Genomic DNA, 17013 nt, shown 5'->3' on the forward strand with positions numbered 1-17013 from the left:
TCCTCAAGTCAGGGAAACGGCGCCGATGGGTTCGAGCACCAGGGAAGCGCCGCGCGTGATGCCGGCGTAGTCGTATTGGGTGCTGACCGCATAGCCGATGCCAAAGGTGCCGCCTGTGATAACGTGCACTAGCCCCTTAATTTCAATCAGGTTTCCATCATTGCCAGCCTCCGAGCTGGCAAAGGTCGCGATGTCCGCCTTGGCGCGCAGGGCTTTCTGGGTCGACCCGGATGCGCTTTCCCGATAGCTCGCCAGGGCCTGAATGAACTGGGAGCCGAATGAGCCCGTGAAGCCCCACTTCAAACCGATCGAGGTGGATGTAGGCTTGACCTCGGCGAGGAATCGGAACTGATAAACCTTGCCGGTTTCGACTGTGACGTTGACCAGTTCGGCAATTGTGGTTGCCTGGTTCGCGCTGTTGGCGGCCAACATACCGATCAGGGTTGAGGAACCGCCGCCAGGCGGCGCATCGACCCACTCCGCGTCATGGTCTTCAGGCGAGGCCTTCGCCAGAAATTGGCCGGCCATACCGCCGGTCGGAATGCCGACGCCATCGGCCCCCTTCAGCTCCGACAGCGGCACTAGGTCCGTCCAGGTGCTGCCACCACTGTAGCGCCACTGGATAGCTGTACCGCTGGCCTGCAACTCGATCTCACGGCCATCCGCACCGGCCGGGGCGGTGAATTCCACCCAGCTCGAGCTGTCGCTGAGCGGCTCGGTGGTCGAGGTGAACGTCTCAGCGGACTGGCAGATGAACATGCTGTTGCCGTTCGTGCCGACTGCAAACACATAGTCACCGGCGGAGTAGTCCGCGCCGGACACCCACGCGCCGCGATTGGTCAGGCCGGTGCCGGCCGGTCCCGTGAGGTCGGCCAGAGCGACGAGGTCCGTCCATGTCACCTCTCCTGCATAACGCCACTGGATGTGGGTCGCAGTCCTCTGTAGCTGGACCTCGCGACCATCGGTACCGCCCTCACCAGTGATCGCCGACAGAGCGACAAGGTTGGCCCAAGCCGAGCCCCCCGTGTAGCGCCACTGGATATGGGTTGCGCTGGCCTGAAGCTCGACCTCGCGGCCGTCCTCGCCCGCAGCCGGCAGAAGCGATTCGATAAACGTCTGCAGCGTGGATCTGGACAGGCGCTTGTTGCCGCCCTCGCGTACCAGGAATTCTGTTGTTTCGGTTACTGCGCTGGCCGCGCCGAACGCACTAGTCTTGCGTGCCATCAATCGTCCTCAAGCGGGGTGTCGTCGTCGTCGACGAGCGGTTCGTTATCGTCGTCGACCAGGGCTTCGCCCGTGGTTGGTGTTGGAGCGGTGAGCAAGGGCTCGAGCAGGGCCAGCTTGGGTTGCTGCTGCGTGGTCCAATCGTCCTGGAGCAGCCCACCGGTGTCGCCCGAGTTAGGATTGAGCGACCAGTAGGCGAAGGACAGGCCGGTCTGGCTGCTGGGCAGATCACGCTGACCATCGCCATCGAAATCGCCGCCGAGGTACTTGACCAGCTCCTGGGTCCACTGGGTCTCGTAAGCCGCATGGGGCTTGGTCAGGTTGCCGCCGCCGTCCAGTCCGTAATGTCCGCCGAACTCGCCGATCCAGATCGGCGCGATCCCCTGCTCGGCGATGAATCCCCAATGGTCGTGCCAGACCCCATACAGGTTCAGCGGCCAGTTGGCCGGCGGCGTCTGGCCGTCGTAGGCCAGCCAGGTCTGCGAGCCGACGGACTGCCCGTACTCGTGCGGCGAGTAGACCAAGCGGTTGGCCTGGGCCAGGACCACCGGCCGGCTGGCCACGCCAGCGAGTTGGCCGCCCCACCAGTAGTGGTCGTCGCCGATCGCACCGACGCCCTCGACCATGATCAACCAGTGCGGCGCTACAACATGGATGGCGTTGCCGCAGGCTTCGGCCAGGGTCGCCCAGGCGTCCCAGGTCAGCTCGTGCGGTTCGTTGTGCAGGTCGGCGCCGACCACGTTGGCCACGCTGCCATAGCGCTGGGCCATCGCGGTCCAGGTGGCGTGCCACGCCGCTTCGCTATAGCCGGCATCGGTTGGAGCGCCATCGGCACCATTGCCGGCGTGACGCCGGTGGTGGTCGAGCACCACGTACAGCCCCTTGCCGGCAGCGTAATCGACGATCAGGTCGAGGATGTCTAGGGCGGACAAACCGACGAACTCCGGGTTGAGATCCGCATCGAACGCGGTCGGCGGCGGAGTCGCGCCGACGATATCGCCCGAAAACGGAATGCGCAGGCAGTTGAAGCCCCAACTCGCGACCTGGTCGAGAATGTCGGTATAGCGCCTGGCCCAGGTGCCGTGCGGCGTGTGGTTGGTCCCCTCGGCGCCGAACCAGTTGACCGATTTGAGCTGTACCTGCGTGCCACTGGCGACATCGAGGAGCTGAGCCCCGGATGTCATCAAGGCACCCGGCGCGACAGGTTCTTCTTCGGGATCGTCAACCGTGGCATCGCTCACCGACAGCTCTGGCACGTTGTCATTGATCAACGTGGCATCGCCCACCGACAGCTCTAGCACGTTGTCATTGATCAACGTGGCATCGCTCACCGACAGCTCTGGCAGGCTGTCGTCGATCAACGTGGCGTCGCTCACCGACAGCGTGATGCCATAGCCATAGCCGTAGAGCACGATCGTATGTGCAGGCTTCAGCTGATTGAGCTTGCACTCGAGAATGTCATTGCCCCAGGACCGCAGCGGCTCACCTGCGGCGGAGTTCCCGGCGCGGAACTCGATGATCGTCGTCGCGTGCGCGTTGACCCGCCAAGTATGAACCCAGTCGCCATTTGTCAGCGGGTCACCGGCGCGCGATCGGCCGGCGCGGAAGGGGCGGAATTCGCTGAGGGTGACGTCGAAGCCGAGTACTCGTGCCACCTCGATGAAGTAGGCCGGGCTCTGGCCGCCGGTGGCTGTGAGCTTCGATATCAAAGCGTTGCGACGCCCCTGCAGGGTCGTTTCGAGCGTGCCGGCGCAGTTGTCCGGCAGCCCCGCGACGCGCTCCCAGTCGGCCAGCAATTCGCTGGTGCTGAGCGGATTCGCCTCGATGATCAACCGTTCACCGCGCGCATCAATGCGGGCCAACTCCTGTGCCATACCATCGAGCAGATCTTCAAGGCGGGTACCGGGCTCGCGCGGGAAGGCGAACCCAGGCGGGAGCAGCGCTTTCAGCTGCTCCCGGTATTCAGCAGCCGTGCGCGGCATGATTTCCCCTTTAGAGCGGCTGGAACGTAACCGTGCCGAGCACAGCCATTTCCCCGGCCGCATGCACGACATTCGCCGCCGGCGTGATGATGGAGTTATCGCCCTCGCCAGCGGCGATCGATACGGCCTCGCGCAGCCGGCTGATCAGGATGGTCCCGCCGGGCCGGGCCTCGCGCGTGAGCAGGTCCTGCAACTCGGCCAGCACCGCCTGCTGCACGCCGGCGGTGTTCGGGTCGAGCACGATGGTCATGTTCAGCGGCGTCGCCGTAGGCGCGGCGACGAACACCTCGGCGGTGACTGGCCGCAGCCCATCGATATGCGCCTGCACTTCGGCCACCTCGGCGGCATCGGGAATGATGCTCACCGGGTCGTCATCATTGACGAACAGCACTGTCACGGTGCCAGCCCCCAGTTGCATCGGATAGACCCACACGCGCGTGACGCCCGGCACCTCCAACGCCCACAGCACATAGTCGGCCTCCGCTCCGCCCTGGGGTGGATTGCGGATGCGCTGTAATAGGCGAGCGAGCAGACGCTCGTCGCTTTCGACGTCGTCGCCCCCAGCGATGCCGCTGGCCGCCACCGTCGCGTTAGATTGCACGCCTGAAACCGGCGAGATCAGGAACACGGCGGCACCCGCCGCCAGGTTGCCGTCCGTGCCCGCCATGTTCGCCTCGACGGCGACGGTAGCCGAACCGCCGGCGATGGTTGCTGCAGCCTGGGTGGCGTACTGCACGCCATCCTGACGCTGAACGGTAGTGCCCGCTGGAATCACCGCACCGTTCGAGCCGGTGAACGTGACCGAGCCTGCGGCGAAGGTCGCAGCGTTGCGGGTGATCCCCCAGATCGCCGCCCAGCGCTGCAGATACTCGCTCTCGGCGGTATCCGGTATGGCCTGACGCGCGACCCAGTCGATATACCCATAGAGCAGGTGCGCCGCGCCGGCCTCGGCCCGCCCAATGATCCCCAGCAAGGATCGGCGCAGTACGGCGCCGGCGACTCCGGGGAGACGGGTGCTGATGTCGGCAACGACGCGGTCGATGATCTCGGTCAGGGAGGGTCTGACGAACGGCATCAGGCAGCCCTCCTGGCGGATTGGGCCGCCCATTCATAGTTGTATCGGTACTGCACCGGTTCGCCCTGCGGCCTGTAGATGTCGACGACGATCAGCATCCACCCCATGGAGAGGTACGACGCAGTCACATCGATGCGAGTGGCGACGCGGTCATCGACCATCCAGGCGAGGGCGTCTCGGCAGTATTGCTCGGCCCGCGCCAGCGTCTGCGGCAGCTGCTTCTCGCGCGCCAGCAGCCAGAGCAGCGACCCGGTGCGGTCGCCCTCGACGGATGGCTGTACATCGCCCCAGTAGCCGCGCAGGTCGTCCTGCGGCAGCTCTGGCGGAATCTGATCCGGCTCGGCCCGGCGGTCGGTGAACAGACTGATGATGACGGCGGTCTCCAGGCCGTCGTCGCGGGACAGGTCGAACCCGTCGAGCAGCAGGTCGCCGCCCATTTCCGTCATGACAAGCGCAACATCTGCCATCAGTTCGGCTCTCCCGTACCCGGATGGGTGTGGGTGCTACCCACGTCTTTCCCGTTGTTGGTGAGCGTGCCGGTGATAGCCACATTGCCAATGATGGACACGTCCGGCGCGACGATCTCCAGCGCCTGGACTGCCGTGATCTGCACGCGGTCGCGCAGCAGTTGGATCTTGTTGCCGAGATCGTCGTGCATGGCCACCTCACCCTGCTGCAGGTTCAGCCGGTAGCGGCGGTCATCCACAACAAGGACAATGCCCTGCTCGCGATTGCCGGCCACGAATGAGATGGCCGCGTCGGCCCCCGTGTGCGGGTGCGCGGCGAACCCATAGTTCTGCATCCGCTCGACCCCGTCGCGCAGCTCGCCGCGCAGCATCTCGACCTGCAGCGTCTGACGTGCGCCGCTGTCGTTCACAGCACGCAGCACGCCGCGAGCGAACGCCATCATCACCCGGTTGCCCAAGGTGCGAATCTGTTGCTGCATGCTCACTTCTTCTCCTCGCCGAGGGCTTCTTTCCACAACTTGCCGTCGTCGTCTTTCTTGCCGGCCTTCTTGGCGGCAAGGCTATCCGGCGGTTCCGGCGCGAAGGCCTGCGGACTGACGATGTCCAGCTTTGCCTGGGTCCCGCCGTCGTCGCGGGTGAATGTGACCTGGCGAATCATCATCTCGCCATCCATGCGCAACCAGGACGAGCGGACATTCACCAGCATGTTCGGCAACCACAGCGGGCCACCCGGGTACTGGCGCCACCCCTGCACGGTGATCGAGGCTGTGGCCGATTTTCCGATTCGGGTATTCGCTTCCCAGGTAGCGCGCTCTTTCGCGGCGTTCGCCGTGCCATCCGCCTCGGCGATGACCAGCATCGGCCGATAGCGCTTCACGCCGCTATCGGTCACCGCCCCTTCGATGTGCGCCTCGGCCTCGCCATCGGTCGCCTCGCTCCATGAGGTCTGGGCTTTCACGGTGTATTGGCTGAAGCGCTGCGAGTGATCGATCGAGCCGGAGGCTTCCTTGATGTTCTTTCCCTGCACCAGCGCTACTGAGGCGCGTTGTGTGCCGGCGCGGGTCAGCAGCAGGCCGCCGGCGCCATCCGGCATGGCCAGCAATTTCCGTTGCCGGGCGTAGCGCTCTATCGCCTCGAATGCTGTCTCGCCCTGATTGAGCTTGATGACCTGGAACGGCTCGCCGACCGAAACGTCCGCGCGCACCGGAATGCCGAACGGCTGCGCGATGATCTGCGCAAACTTGAGCAAGTCGATGTTCTTCCACTCGTCGGGGCTGTGCACAGCCGAGCAGTCGATCATGTCCGCCGCCTTGTCGCGGCCCTGGATGTTGATGGTGTGGCTTTCGGGGCCATAGGACGGCCGGAAAATGTCCACGTAGCCGACCACCAACGGCACGCCGCCCAAGCGCACTTCACAGGCGTCGCCAGGCAGGATCGGCCAAGGCTCGACCTGGGCGGCCATGCCGCCGCGCCCTTCCCAACGCTCGGTCAGCGCAACGGTGAACGCCCCGCTCACCGCATCCATTGCTCGGGTAACGCCCAATTCTGTCCAGCCGGCATAGGACATGCCGTTCACGCGCAATTCGAGATCATCCATCCGACAGGACCTCGAGTTGCTGGCCGCCCGGCAGGAATCCAGGGTGGCGTGGCTTGTTGCGGGTCACGATTTCGTCAGCCCGGCCAGCGTCGCCATAGAGCTTGTACGCCACCAGCAGCGCCGGCAGCGTCGCTGGCGGCGTGTACTCGACCAGTTGCGGCAGATCAACATCGGGCTGGGGGATTCCGCGCACAACTTCTGTTCGAAGCGCGCCGAGCGACACATAAACCTCGTCGTTCTCGGTGCGTTCCATTTCCGTGTCGATCAGCTCGACCAGGGTCTGCCGCGCGCTGTACGCATCCTGATAGCTCGGATACTTGACCGTGACCGCAGCCCGGGCTGCTGCCGGCAGCGATACCAGCCGCACCAGTTCGTTGAGCGCCTCATTGTTCGTGGCCTGCTGCTGACGGCTCGGGGTGTTGGTCAGCCCGCTATAGGGTGTCGACACCTGCTCTATCACGCCAACGAATAGGGAGGCCGCTTGCTCACCATAGGCGTCGCTCGCCAGATCGAACATGTCGATGAGACGGCTCGCCAGCTGCTCGGGCAGTCGCACGATCAACATGGCATTGTCCGCCAGGTTGCGCAGCGCGCGGCTAAACGACGCCGCCGCTTCGATCTCGCCGGCCAGGTTGATCCCTCCGGGCGCGGCCAGGAAATCCGTGAGCGCCTGCAGGCGCTGCGTCGCGGCTTCCAGCACGAAACCGGGGAAACCATCCGTGATGAACCGCTCGACGAAGCCTGCCTGCGCGGCAGAGACAACCGAGTTGCCGGCCCGGCTGATCGCGTTGACGCTATCAGTCACCGCGCGCGGATAGGACGCCTCGCCCGCCTCGAGGAATGTGATCGACACCCGGCACATGCCGCCGTTCTGGCTAGTCTCGTTGACGCTCAGCCCACGGCAGACGACAGTCAGCTCTCCCCGGTACGGATGCACCAGTTGGCCAGGGCCGGGCGTCTCGCACGCCTCGATCAGGGTGTCTCGCTCGAGGTGATAGTTCTCGCCGACCAGATAGCCGGTGACCGTGAACTCCCGGGCACGGCGCCCAAGATCCTCGGTGTACGGCACATCGCGCAGCGCGTGTTCGTGCACGGCCTGCCGGCGGCCATAGGCGCTGTCGGCGGACTCGACCTTGAACGTCGCGCCGCGAAAGGACGCAGTGCGGTACATGTCGCGCCAGGTCATGGATGCTCCGGAATATGAACTGCGTTTTGGCTGCCTTGCGGCAAAAACAAAAAATCCCGACGATTGCCAGGGCTTGTAAATAGGAAACCTCGCCAGACCGGCGCTTTTCAATCAAGGAGACAACGTGCGTATACCCATCGTATTGATGTTCATTGCCGCAGCAGCCCTCGCTACAGACGCCGATGCAAGGAGGCGTGGAGGCAGTAGCAAGAAGGCGTACAGGACTGTTTCATCTGCCCTTTCCAGTAGCAGTTCCAGCAGGTCATCATCTTCTCGATACAGTTCTTACACGGCTCCTGCAGCCGGGGCAGCAGCAGTTGGAGCCGCCGGCTTAGCCCTGGCAGCAGACGATGACTACTACGTTTCAGTCCCGACGCTGAATGTCCGCAGCAACGGGTCTACTTCCGCAAAGGTGTTGAAGCGACTCAAGAAGGGCGACAGCGTTCATGCTTACGAGATCAACTCAGGCTGGGCCAGGATCTCGCCGGCCGGCGCCACTCCTGAATGGGTAATCGGCAGTTCCCTGAGCCGTACAATGCCCTGAAACCTACCAATACCCTCGTATTTATGATGCCGCCATCGCGTAGCCGAGGTTCGTGTCGAACTGCGCGCCGCGGCTGCCCTGCGTCTGCACGCGAGTCCCCGGCGGCAAGTTGTTCATGTCCACGCGCACGAGTACCTCTTGCGGCTCGTTGCGCACGGTGGCCGCCGCCTCGCGGCCGATCTCGGCCGAGCGACGCCCGATGTCCGTCGCGGCGGCCGCGGTACCTGTCGCCTGCGCCGCTCCGACCGCAGGCGCCACGACGCCCCCCTCGATGCCGAGCAGCTCGCGCATCCAGTCCGGCAGCGCACCCTTGACAGCCTGTGCCGCCGAGGAAATTTTCTCGCTCAGGATGGCGGCGATATCCCATCCGGTGAAGTATTTCACCAGCCCGTTGAACGCCTCCATGATGAGGCCCACCGGGTTGTACTCACGCCATGCCGCCAGCAGGCCGTCCAAGAGTCCATTCTTGAATGCGGCCCGCACGTCCTCGAACTTCTGCGCCCACCAGGCGCTGATCTGGTCCCAGTTGCGCACCAGCGCGTATCCAGCAGCCGCCACCGCGGCTAGGCCAGCGACAATCCAGCCGACCGGCGTTGCCAGAATCGCAGTACCCAGTCCATAGATCGCGGTGCCCAGCGCATAGATGCTGGTCAGCAGCCAGCCGCCGATCATGGCGCCCAGCACACCCAGCACCACATTCGCGCCGCCAAAGGTATCGACCAGCCAGCCTGCCGCCTGGATAACCGGCTGAATGCCGGCATAGAGATCGCGGAACAGGCCGACCATACGCTCAAGCCTTTGTGGCAATTGCGCCGCGAACTTCTTGGAGAAGGCTTCGATCTGTGGTCGGTACTGGACCAGAATCCTGGAGAACTGCTGCCCCAGCTTCGCCAGCTCCGGCAGCACCGCTGCGGCGATCGTGTTCCGCACACCAATCAGCGACGATTGGAACACGCTTAATTGAGCGTTGAAGTCGCTCGCCGCTTTGACTGTCTCGGAGCTGAGCACGATGCCCAGTTCGCGGGCCTCTCCGCGCAGTTGCGCGACCCGCTCGGCACTCACGCTGACGAACTCGGCCAGTTGCTCGCCGCCCTGGCCCCCGAACAGTTCGTCGACCAACCGCTGCCGCTTGGCGACATTGTCCACCTTGCGCAGTTGGGTCAGCACCAAGTTGAACAAAGCCTCGGTGTTACCCATAGTCGCCTTGATCTGCTTGTCGCTCAGCCCGATCCGCTTAAAGGCTTCTTCCGCGCTGCCTTTGCCGGTCACAGCGTACTCGTCGGCGCGCAAGCTCAGCTCCTTAAGAGCGTCTAGCAGCGCGTCGTTTTCGACACCGTATGCCCTGGTAGCGTACTGCAGCTCCTGCAGGGTCTCGACCGGGACGCCAAGACGCGCAGAGAATTTCCGCACCTCTCCCCCGGTTTCGGCTACCGAAGCACCTATGCCGATGATCGCCACCGAGGCTGCTGTTGCCATCGCCGCGATGCCAGCACCTACTGTCGCCACGCGCTTGGCGAGGTCGCCAACCGCCGTGCCCACGTTGCGAAACGATTGAACCAGCACTGGCAGGCCACTGCGGTTAGATAGATCGAGGAGCCTATCGCGGATGCCATTGGTGACCTGACCGACGCGCCCCAGCATTCCGCGCAGCGGCCGGGTGATCTGGTCGACGGCACGGATGATGATGTTCAGCGGGTATTGCCTTTCTGCCATGAGACCCATTCCTCCGCGCGCTCAAGCCAGAACGTCAGGTCATCGAGATCGAACTCCCAGACCTCGGAAGGCTGGATGCCCATCACCTTGACAGCGACAGTTACTGCCTTTGTCCAGTCCCGAGGTGTCTGAACAAAAAATCGTTCGCTTCCTGGATGACGACCGACTGGTCCTCCTCGGCGAACTCCTCGAGCGCGGCGACCGGATGCCCGATCATCTTGGCGCCCAGGTCGATCAGGGTGCCGAAGTCGATGTTGACCGACACCTCGCCCTTCGCATCTGCGCCGGCGCGGAGCGTGCAGTTCCGCAGATGCTTCAGCTTGCGGGTGATCGTCACCTGCGTGATGGTTTCGCTCCCGAATTGCACCGGCTCGGCCAGGGTATGAACTCGCTCTTTCGCCATCAGCGGATCTCCTCGCCGGACAGACCTTCGAAGCGGAACGCGCCGTTCCCCTCCTCGGTGTTGAAGGTTCCCTCGGATGCATACCAGGCGTTGCGCAGGACGACGACCTTGCCGCTCGCCAGTTCCAGGGTGACGGTGGCATCGGTCAGGCTCTGCAACGCTTCGAGGCTGATTTCGCGGCGGTCGCGGATCTCGCCCTCGATGAAAGGGATCTGCGGCGTTTCGCTGTAGCCGTGGACGCCGTCCGGGCCGACCAGGCCTGCCCGCAGCGGCTGGCCCAGGTTGTAGGTGAAGTTGCCGACGGCGTTGTAGATCTCGCCGTCGACCTTGATGCTGATGGTTCCGCCGAGGCGTGCCATTGCTCGATTCTCCGATGCTGGAAGTTTCGCCCGTTACAGGCGGAACTGGATTTTGTTCGCGATGATCCGCAGCTGGTTGACCAGATCAGGCGGAAGCAGCATGTCCAGGCGGTTCGGGTCGCTGGCATTGCGTTCGACGACTAGGTTGGCCTTGAAATCGTCGATGTTTTCGACGATGCCCAGGTCTTCCCACTCACGAAACTTGGCGATGGCCTCGGCCTTCATGAGTACTGGCGTAACGACGGCCTGGCCACTGCCGTAGCGGGTACCATCGCTCGCCAACTTGTGGCGCGGATATTTACGCTGGATGTAGTCGCGCCAGTCGTGGCGAATGAACATCAGCGTGAACAGCGTTTCGCTATCCAGATAGCTGGTGTCGCTTCCGCCAGCCGAATTGGTCTTGTAGGTCGTGACCAGACGCTCGACCTGCATGACACCACTGGCATCGACCTTGGTGGTGGCGATACCGTCGAACAGCAGCAGGTTCCGCTCCTCGTTGGTGAAGCGGTCGGCCGCGGCCGGCGGCAGGCACCAGGCATAGCCCAGGTTCTGGATCGGCCGCGCCGGATCGATCGCAGCGTAGTAGGCAGCAATGGCCATGGTCTCGGCGGCCTTCTCGTAGGCTGGCATGGGTTCGCTGTTCGCCATGACGATGGTCAGGTGCGGGCTGTTGCGGCTATCGCCCAGCGCGCCCAGCGTCCCCTGGGTTCCGCGAGCCGCGGCGAACGCATGCATTTCGATCTCGCGGCTCCAGCCGAACCGGCTGGCCAGTTCGGTCTCCAGGGCCGCCAAACTGGCCGCGTCGGTGTAGGGCATGCCGAGCACCTGGAACCAATCGTCGCCCAGCGCCGCCAGTGTGTCGGTAATATCCGGGTTTCCGGTACCGCCGGACATGGCGGTGATGTTCAGGGTGAGCCCGGCCGGGAGAGCCTGGCCATCGTAGTAGTTCACCCGCAGATCGATGGTGTTTCCGGCCTCGCCCTTGTTGCGCGCGGTTACTGTCACGGTTCCCGTGGCAGAGGCGGCTGTCACCGGCATGTCGACCGCGGCATTAATGGCGGCTGCCACAGCAGTGGCCACGGCGGCTGGGGTGCCGCCGCTCGGCACGCCCACATCCACGCGACGGCCGGCGATCATCAGGTACAAGGTGCCGGCTTCCGTCGCTGCGGCACCGAAGGCCAGCGCGCCGGTCGCGGCGACGCCCTCGGCGTTGTCGGCCACCGGCATGACCTGCAACTCTGTGAAGGTGTCCTGCGCCAGCACGGCACGCACCATGCCGGCCAGCATCGAGCCTGCGCCGAACAGTGCGTCAGCCTGAGCATCGCTGGTCACACGCACCAACTGCTCGGCGGCCGCTGTTCCAGTGGCCAGTTTCTGGCCGATCAGCAGGCGCCGGTAAGTGACGGCCTGCGGGCCGCCGACGGCCTTGCTGTTGTCGATCTCGCTGTAGACGCCCGGCTTACGCAGCGTTCCCGGACCCGGGATGGTGTTTAAGCTGATGGCCATTTAGTTGCCCTCTTCCTTTGCTGCGGCTGATGCGGCCGGCTTGACCTCGATCACGTCGCCGGCTTTCAGCTTGCGGCGCCAGTAGCTGTTCAGTTCGACCGGCTCGCCCTCGGCGGCCAACGGTCGGTAGTCGGCCGGGTGGCGCACTAGGCGCCCGTCTGCCGGCTTCAGCGTGCGGCGGTCGTTCATTCGTTCAGTCCTGTGATGTGGGTTTTCGCCCGGTCGTCTGGATCGTCCTGCTCGCCGGCCAGGCTGTAGTCGGTGTGCACCGTGACCAGATCGTCCAGCGTCTCGTTGAAGTCGGGGCCTGGCTGCTCGTCGAGGTAGTCTGCGTCGAAGATGATGCGGCATGCGCCGATGACGGCTTCGCCCTGCTCGCGCAGCACCATCTGGGTCCGGTTGTAGCGCAGGTCGCTGGCCGTCCCGCCGAGCGTGTCGTCACGAAGCAGGATGAGTTCCACCTGCCGAGCAATCTCGTCGAGCGCATCGTCGAGCGCATCGTCTGCTTCGCCCTGTATCTCGACGGCGAGTTGTACGGTGCGCCGGTACTCGCGCGGGGCGGCGTTGTGGATCTCGCCGTCCTCATCCATGGTGTAAACCGATATCGCCGGCAACTGGTTGTCCCAGTCGTTGACGATGAACGGCGCCACCCGGCTGGCGTAGACGCTCGCGCCGACGCTGGTGTTGCCCATAAGCAACTCGACCGCCTTTTTGCGGATTGCTGTACGCGGATGCGGCACGATCACACCTTCTTCAGAACAATCAGCGCCCCAGCGACGCCATCAGGCTGCACGTCGCTGATGCGATAGAGTTGGTCACGCACCTGCACGCGGTCGCGGGGGGTCGGCTCATTCGGCAGGTCGGCCAGCCGCACGCCCAGCACAGGGTTGATGCTGGAAACCGGCGCCTGCGTTTCCGGATCGATCTCGACGTGCGCGGAGTCGAACACGGCCTGGGGCAGCTCGACGCCAGGCTCGGCTCCATCGGTGAGCCAGTAGACCGAGGGCTCGGCGAACGTGCGAACCGCGACGCCCAGCATCCGGTTGGCCATGCCGCTCCAGGCCATGGCTTAAGCCACCGCGGCCGGAGCCGACACGCCGTTGAGCCGCACGCGGCCGACAGCAGACGGATTGGCCGCGACCTCGGTGGCCACGCCGACCAGTACCAGGCCAGCCGCGGAAGCGTTGGTCAGGACGCGGGTAGAGGTGTTCATGTAGACCGGGTCGCCAACCGCCCAAGCCTGCGCGCTGGTCTTGTTCAGCGCGAACACGCCGCACAGCTTGAGTTCGACGGGATCGCCCGCGGCCTCGGTGGTCGCGGCCACGCCGATGAACGCGCCGACCTTGTAAAGCTCGCCAGAAACAGTGCCGCCGGCAGGCGCCGACACGGTGATGCAGTCGCCGGGTTGGATGTAGCTTTTCATGATCTCGCCCTCGGAAAGAATGAGGGCCGCCGGGGCGGCCCATCGGATTAAGCACCGGCGTTCCTGTAGGCGCCGCGGTAGTCGATCCAGGCGGCGCCGAACACCAGGCGGGCCTTGATCTCCATGCCATCCACCTCGAAGCCCTCGCGGGTTTCGGTGAACACCCCCTGCTCGCCTTCCAGGTATGCGTATTCGAAGGTGTCCACTACGCCCGGCGCGGCGTACAAGTACCACTGGTTGCCGGTAATGCGCGCGTCGACGATCACTGTCAGCGAGGTGTTGCGGCTGTCGTTGATGTCGGCGTTCTTGGCCGGGACGTAGTTGCTGGAGGTGAACTGGAAGGCTTCCAGCTCCTTTTCCGGGCCAACCACCAGGAATTCGGGGCCGAGGTTGAGGAAGTGCCCGGCCTTGGATTTCTGCTTGCGCATGGCCGCCCGGGCGGCGGCCAGAGTGGTGGTGTTGATGGTTCCGCCGCTGGCGGCCAGGTTGCCGTGGTCGACATGGAACACCGCAGTGCCATCCACGAAGTTCGGGTTTCCCAGCAGCAGGTTCCAAACCACGTCGGACTCGGTCTGCGCGGCGGCGGCGCCCAGCGCCTGCGGGATGCGGGTCAACGCGGAGAGGTCGTCGTTGACGATGGACTCCCAGGTGACGGCGATGATCTTGCCGAACTTGGCGACCTTGAGCGGGGCGCCCTCTTCGCCGAGGGTGCCGTACTTGTACTCGCCGTGCTCGCTGACCTTCTCCAGCGCCGAGATGTCGCCCAGTGCTACGCGGGTGATCTCGCGGAAGTCCGGCACGCTGGTCTGGCGGCCCAGCGGGCGCCAGGTCTGCGGCGCCAGTGCGTAGGCGTCGCGCAGGGTGCGATTGATGGTGCCGCCGAGCAGCAGCGGGAAATCGCTGGTGGTGTGCATGCCAGCGGCACGAAATGCCTGGCGATCGCAGCCCAGCGCGGCGCGCGCCACTTCCTGCGGGGTCATGCCACGGACGTTGCCGCCGACCATCTCGACGGCCTCGCGGGCCATGTCGATCAGGCGCATGCCGCGAAATTCGCGGGCAGCCTCCTCCAGCTTGATCGCCGGGTTGCAGCGGTGCAGGAGGGCATTCTGCATGGCGGCGCGCTTGGCACCTACAACGGCCAGGTCGATGGTGCTGGTGGTGGTCCCTTGGCTGTTGCGGATTACGCCCTGCTCGGCATTCTGGCGTTCGGCCAGCCTGTCGATCAGTTCTGCGCTGGCCTGCTCGACCGACACGCCGCGCTCGATCAGGCCCTCGGCGATCTCATCGGCCAGGCTCACTTTGCGCACCATCTGCTTGATGGTCAGGCAGCGCTTACGCTCTGCCTCTGCCGCTTCGCGGCGGATTTCGGCCTGGCGCTGTTCGTCGGCCGCACTGTTCACATCGGGCATATCGGTTTCCTCTCGGGGTTCAGTGGCCACGGCGGCCGGTTGCTCGGCCGGCTGCTCAGCCGCACGGATCTTGAATTGGGTCTGGAAGCGCTGGCCCTGGTAGTCGGCCGGGGTCTTGGCGCTGCGAATCTTGGCGCCGTCGTCGAAGCCGATCGGCACGATCGAGAGCTCCATGGGCTCCCAGTCGGTCGCCCGGTAGGTCGGCAGCTTGTCGTCCTCTTCATCGACGACGTCGTAGCGGTGCACGGCGTAGCCGACGCTGATGTTGCGCAGGATGCCGTCCTTGACGTCGCGGAAAACCTGATCAGCGTCCTCGCGCTGGCTGAAGCGGACCAGGGCGCGGCCTTCGCCGTTCTCGATCCAGGCGCGCTCGACCACGCCGATCACGTCGCGCAGCTCCCAGGAACTGTGCGCGTTCAGTAGCGGCGCGCCGTTGTTCAAGCGCTCCAGTCGGACGGCGCCTTCGCTGACGTCCAGCTCCTCCATGTAGCTGCCGACGTCCCAGGACCAGCGGCGGCCCCGGGCGCCGGTGGTCCAGGTGAGTTCGGCGGTGCGTTGCTCGATGTCCACCGAGCCGGGGCGCACGGCGGCGCGCAGGCTGAGCATCGGCGTCTCAAGCGTCTTGATCGTCGCTTCCGGCATTGTTCTCGCTCTCATTGGTGGGTTGGGCCGGCGCGGCCGACCCGGGCGCCGCGGCCTTGCGCGGGTCGCAGTCGAGGATCAAACCTTTCTCGTCGAGCAGCCTGTTCGCTTCGGCGATCTGCTCGGCGTGACGGATCGGATCGGTCACGCCCAGCTCGCGCAGGGCATCCGACCAACTGGTCAGGCCGTTGCGGATGCGTTCCTTGACGTTTTCGGTCTCGGCTTTCGGGTCCACCATGTCGCGGCGCGGCGGTACCCAGTCGGCGCGCACATCCTCAAGGACTGCGCCTGGCAGCATCGCCTGCGCCTCCATGAACCACTGCCAGGTGCGGTCGCACAGCTGCGGGATCAGCATGCGCCACTGCCACACGTCCACCCGACGGGCGAAGTGCAACCAGCCCATGCGACCGCTGGAGAAATTGACCCCCTTGAGGTCGCCCGTCAGCAGCTCGTAGGGGACACCGAGGCCGACAGCGACGGCGTGCAGGGCCTGCCAGGAATAGGCCTGGTAGCCATTGAAGGTTGGTGGGGTGCCAAAGCTGATCTCCTCGCCGATGCCCAGCTCCTGCACGATGCCTGGTTCCATGCGCTCGATCAGCGGTGGCGTGGAGCGCGATGAGCCGGTTGCTTCGTCCTTGGAGACAAAGGCGGCGAAGCAGGCGGCTATCTTGGCCTGCTCGATCACTGCGTCTTCCATCTCGTCGAAGTTGCGCAAGCGCTGCAGCACTGGGGCCAGCCAGCTGTAACCGCGCGCCTGCCCGGGGCGCTTCGGCAGGAAGACGTGAATGACGTCCTCGGCCGGCACGCGCTTGGAGTCCAGCGTGCGCCAGGTGTTGTTCGCGCCCGGGTGCTGGTCATGAAGCCAGTAGGCCACCCGGCGACCCAGTGCATCGAACTCGACGCCCTGGATGATGCGGTTCTGGGTGCCAGCGATGTCGCCGTCCTTGCGTTCGTCGAGGAAATCCGGCTCCAGCACCTGCAGCTGTACGGGAACCGGCAGGCCGTCCGAGGAGTAACGGCGGCGGCGGCGCACCAGGCATTCGCCCGCCTCGACCACGGTTTCCATGATCTTGTGCTGCAGGCCGTAGAAGTTCTCCAGGCCGTCGGTATCGCAGGCCAGTGACGCAGCCCATGCGCTCCACAGTTCGCCGAGGCGCTTGTTGCTGCGGCTCGACCTGGCCAGCGGGCGCGGCACGATCCCAGCGCCGACCACATTGTCGGCAATGCCGGTGACGGCCCGCTCGGCGTAGGGGTTGTTGCGACGCTGGTCGCGGGCGCGGTTGCGCAGCCGGGCCAGCGCCGGGGCGTTCTCGGCGTTGGCGTCTGCGCCCGTGCTGCGCCACCCGTCGTTGCGCCGGCCCAGCGCAGCACCGTCAAAGCCACGCTCGAGCAGCTCCAGCCTCAACTCGGCCTTGCGGCGCTGCAGATTCAGCTCGGCGCGCCGCGCCGCCCGCTTGGGGAACAGCGTGTCGTAGATCCCCAT

At 65.0% G+C, this 17013-nt stretch carries 18 protein-coding genes; 1 reads left to right on the forward strand and 17 read right to left on the reverse strand.

Annotation, left to right across the window (positions count from 1 at the left end; genetic code table 11):
* Positions 1–3 precede the first annotated feature (3 nt).
* Genes ACGI6K_RS12725 through ACGI6K_RS12755 form a run of 7 tightly spaced genes read right to left on the reverse strand, consistent with a single transcriptional unit; the run spans position 4 to position 7531 of the window.
* Positions 4–1224, reverse strand: a complete 1221-nt coding sequence (locus tag ACGI6K_RS12725; RefSeq protein ID WP_376947172.1) for a hypothetical protein — start codon at positions 1222–1224, stop codon at positions 4–6.
* Positions 1224–3206, reverse strand: coding sequence for a cellulase family glycosylhydrolase (locus tag ACGI6K_RS12730; protein ID WP_376947170.1), 1983 nt, complete (start codon positions 3204–3206; stop codon positions 1224–1226). Before ACGI6K_RS12730 ends, ACGI6K_RS12725 begins: the two co-directional genes overlap by 1 nt.
* 10 nt (positions 3207–3216) lie before the next feature.
* Positions 3217–4281, reverse strand: a complete 1065-nt coding sequence (locus ACGI6K_RS12735; RefSeq protein ID WP_376947168.1) for a baseplate J/gp47 family protein — start codon at positions 4279–4281, stop codon at positions 3217–3219.
* Complete coding sequence (locus ACGI6K_RS12740) at positions 4281–4748, reverse strand: phage GP46 family protein (RefSeq protein ID WP_376947166.1); 468 nt, start codon at positions 4746–4748, stop codon at positions 4281–4283. The genes ACGI6K_RS12735 and ACGI6K_RS12740 overlap by 1 nt, the downstream gene beginning before the upstream one ends.
* Entirely contained in the window at positions 4748–5227 is a 480-nt protein-coding gene (locus tag ACGI6K_RS12745; RefSeq protein ID WP_376947182.1) for a phage baseplate assembly protein V, read from the reverse strand. Before ACGI6K_RS12745 ends, ACGI6K_RS12740 begins: the two co-directional genes overlap by 1 nt.
* 2 nt (positions 5228–5229) lie before the next feature.
* Entirely contained in the window at positions 5230–6324 is a 1095-nt protein-coding gene (locus ACGI6K_RS12750; RefSeq protein ID WP_376947180.1) for a phage baseplate assembly protein, read from the reverse strand.
* 13 nt (positions 6325–6337) lie between these two features.
* Positions 6338–7531, reverse strand: a complete 1194-nt coding sequence (locus ACGI6K_RS12755; RefSeq protein ID WP_376947164.1) for a DNA circularization protein — start codon at positions 7529–7531, stop codon at positions 6338–6340.
* A 145-nt stretch (positions 7532–7676) separates the two neighbouring features.
* Here ACGI6K_RS12755 and ACGI6K_RS12760 point away from each other — a divergent pair, with 145 nt between their 5' ends.
* Positions 7677–8075 carry an SH3 domain-containing protein gene (locus ACGI6K_RS12760; protein ID WP_376947178.1) on the forward strand — a complete coding sequence of 133 codons (399 nt, stop codon included), beginning with the start codon at positions 7677–7679 and terminating at the stop codon, positions 8073–8075.
* A gap of 21 nt (positions 8076–8096) precedes the next feature.
* On the opposite strand, the gene ACGI6K_RS12765 is transcribed toward ACGI6K_RS12760, so the two are convergent.
* The 10 genes from ACGI6K_RS12765 to ACGI6K_RS12810 form a co-directional block, all read right to left on the reverse strand.
* Positions 8097–9788: a hypothetical protein gene (locus tag ACGI6K_RS12765; protein ID WP_376947162.1), complete on the reverse strand. Its 1692-nt coding sequence runs from the start codon at positions 9786–9788 to the stop codon at positions 8097–8099.
* A gap of 100 nt (positions 9789–9888) precedes the next feature.
* Entirely contained in the window at positions 9889–10191 is a 303-nt protein-coding gene (locus tag ACGI6K_RS12770) for a hypothetical protein (protein WP_376947160.1), read from the reverse strand.
* Positions 10191–10550 carry a phage tail tube protein gene (locus ACGI6K_RS12775; RefSeq protein ID WP_376947158.1) on the reverse strand — a complete coding sequence of 120 codons (360 nt, stop codon included), beginning with the start codon at positions 10548–10550 and terminating at the stop codon, positions 10191–10193. Before ACGI6K_RS12775 ends, ACGI6K_RS12770 begins: the two co-directional genes overlap by 1 nt.
* A 33-nt stretch (positions 10551–10583) precedes the next feature.
* Positions 10584–12056, reverse strand: coding sequence for a phage tail sheath subtilisin-like domain-containing protein (locus ACGI6K_RS12780; protein ID WP_376947156.1), 1473 nt, complete (start codon positions 12054–12056; stop codon positions 10584–10586).
* Positions 12057–12245, reverse strand: a complete 189-nt coding sequence (locus ACGI6K_RS12785; RefSeq protein ID WP_376947154.1) for a DUF2635 domain-containing protein — start codon at positions 12243–12245, stop codon at positions 12057–12059.
* Positions 12242–12802: a hypothetical protein gene (locus ACGI6K_RS12790; protein ID WP_394542926.1), complete on the reverse strand. Its 561-nt coding sequence runs from the start codon at positions 12800–12802 to the stop codon at positions 12242–12244. Before ACGI6K_RS12790 ends, ACGI6K_RS12785 begins: the two co-directional genes overlap by 4 nt.
* Complete coding sequence (locus tag ACGI6K_RS12795) at positions 12799–13122, reverse strand: head-tail joining protein (RefSeq protein WP_376947148.1); 324 nt, start codon at positions 13120–13122, stop codon at positions 12799–12801. Before ACGI6K_RS12795 ends, ACGI6K_RS12790 begins: the two co-directional genes overlap by 4 nt.
* A 3-nt stretch (positions 13123–13125) precedes the next feature.
* Positions 13126–13479: a DUF2190 family protein gene (locus ACGI6K_RS12800; protein WP_376947146.1), complete on the reverse strand. Its 354-nt coding sequence runs from the start codon at positions 13477–13479 to the stop codon at positions 13126–13128.
* 47 nt (positions 13480–13526) lie between these two features.
* A complete protein-coding gene (locus tag ACGI6K_RS12805; RefSeq protein ID WP_376947144.1) occupies positions 13527–15530 on the reverse strand; it encodes a prohead protease/major capsid protein fusion protein in 2004 nt (667 codons plus the stop codon).
* The gene (locus ACGI6K_RS12810; protein ID WP_376947142.1) at positions 15502–17013 is read right to left on the reverse strand and encodes a phage portal protein; all 1512 of its coding nucleotides are present in this window, start codon (positions 17011–17013) and stop codon (positions 15502–15504) included. The genes ACGI6K_RS12805 and ACGI6K_RS12810 overlap by 29 nt, the downstream gene beginning before the upstream one ends.

It is taken from the genome of Azorhizophilus paspali (assembly GCF_043587585.2).
GTDB classification, from domain to species: Bacteria; Pseudomonadota; Gammaproteobacteria; order Pseudomonadales; family Pseudomonadaceae; genus Azotobacter; species Azotobacter paspali.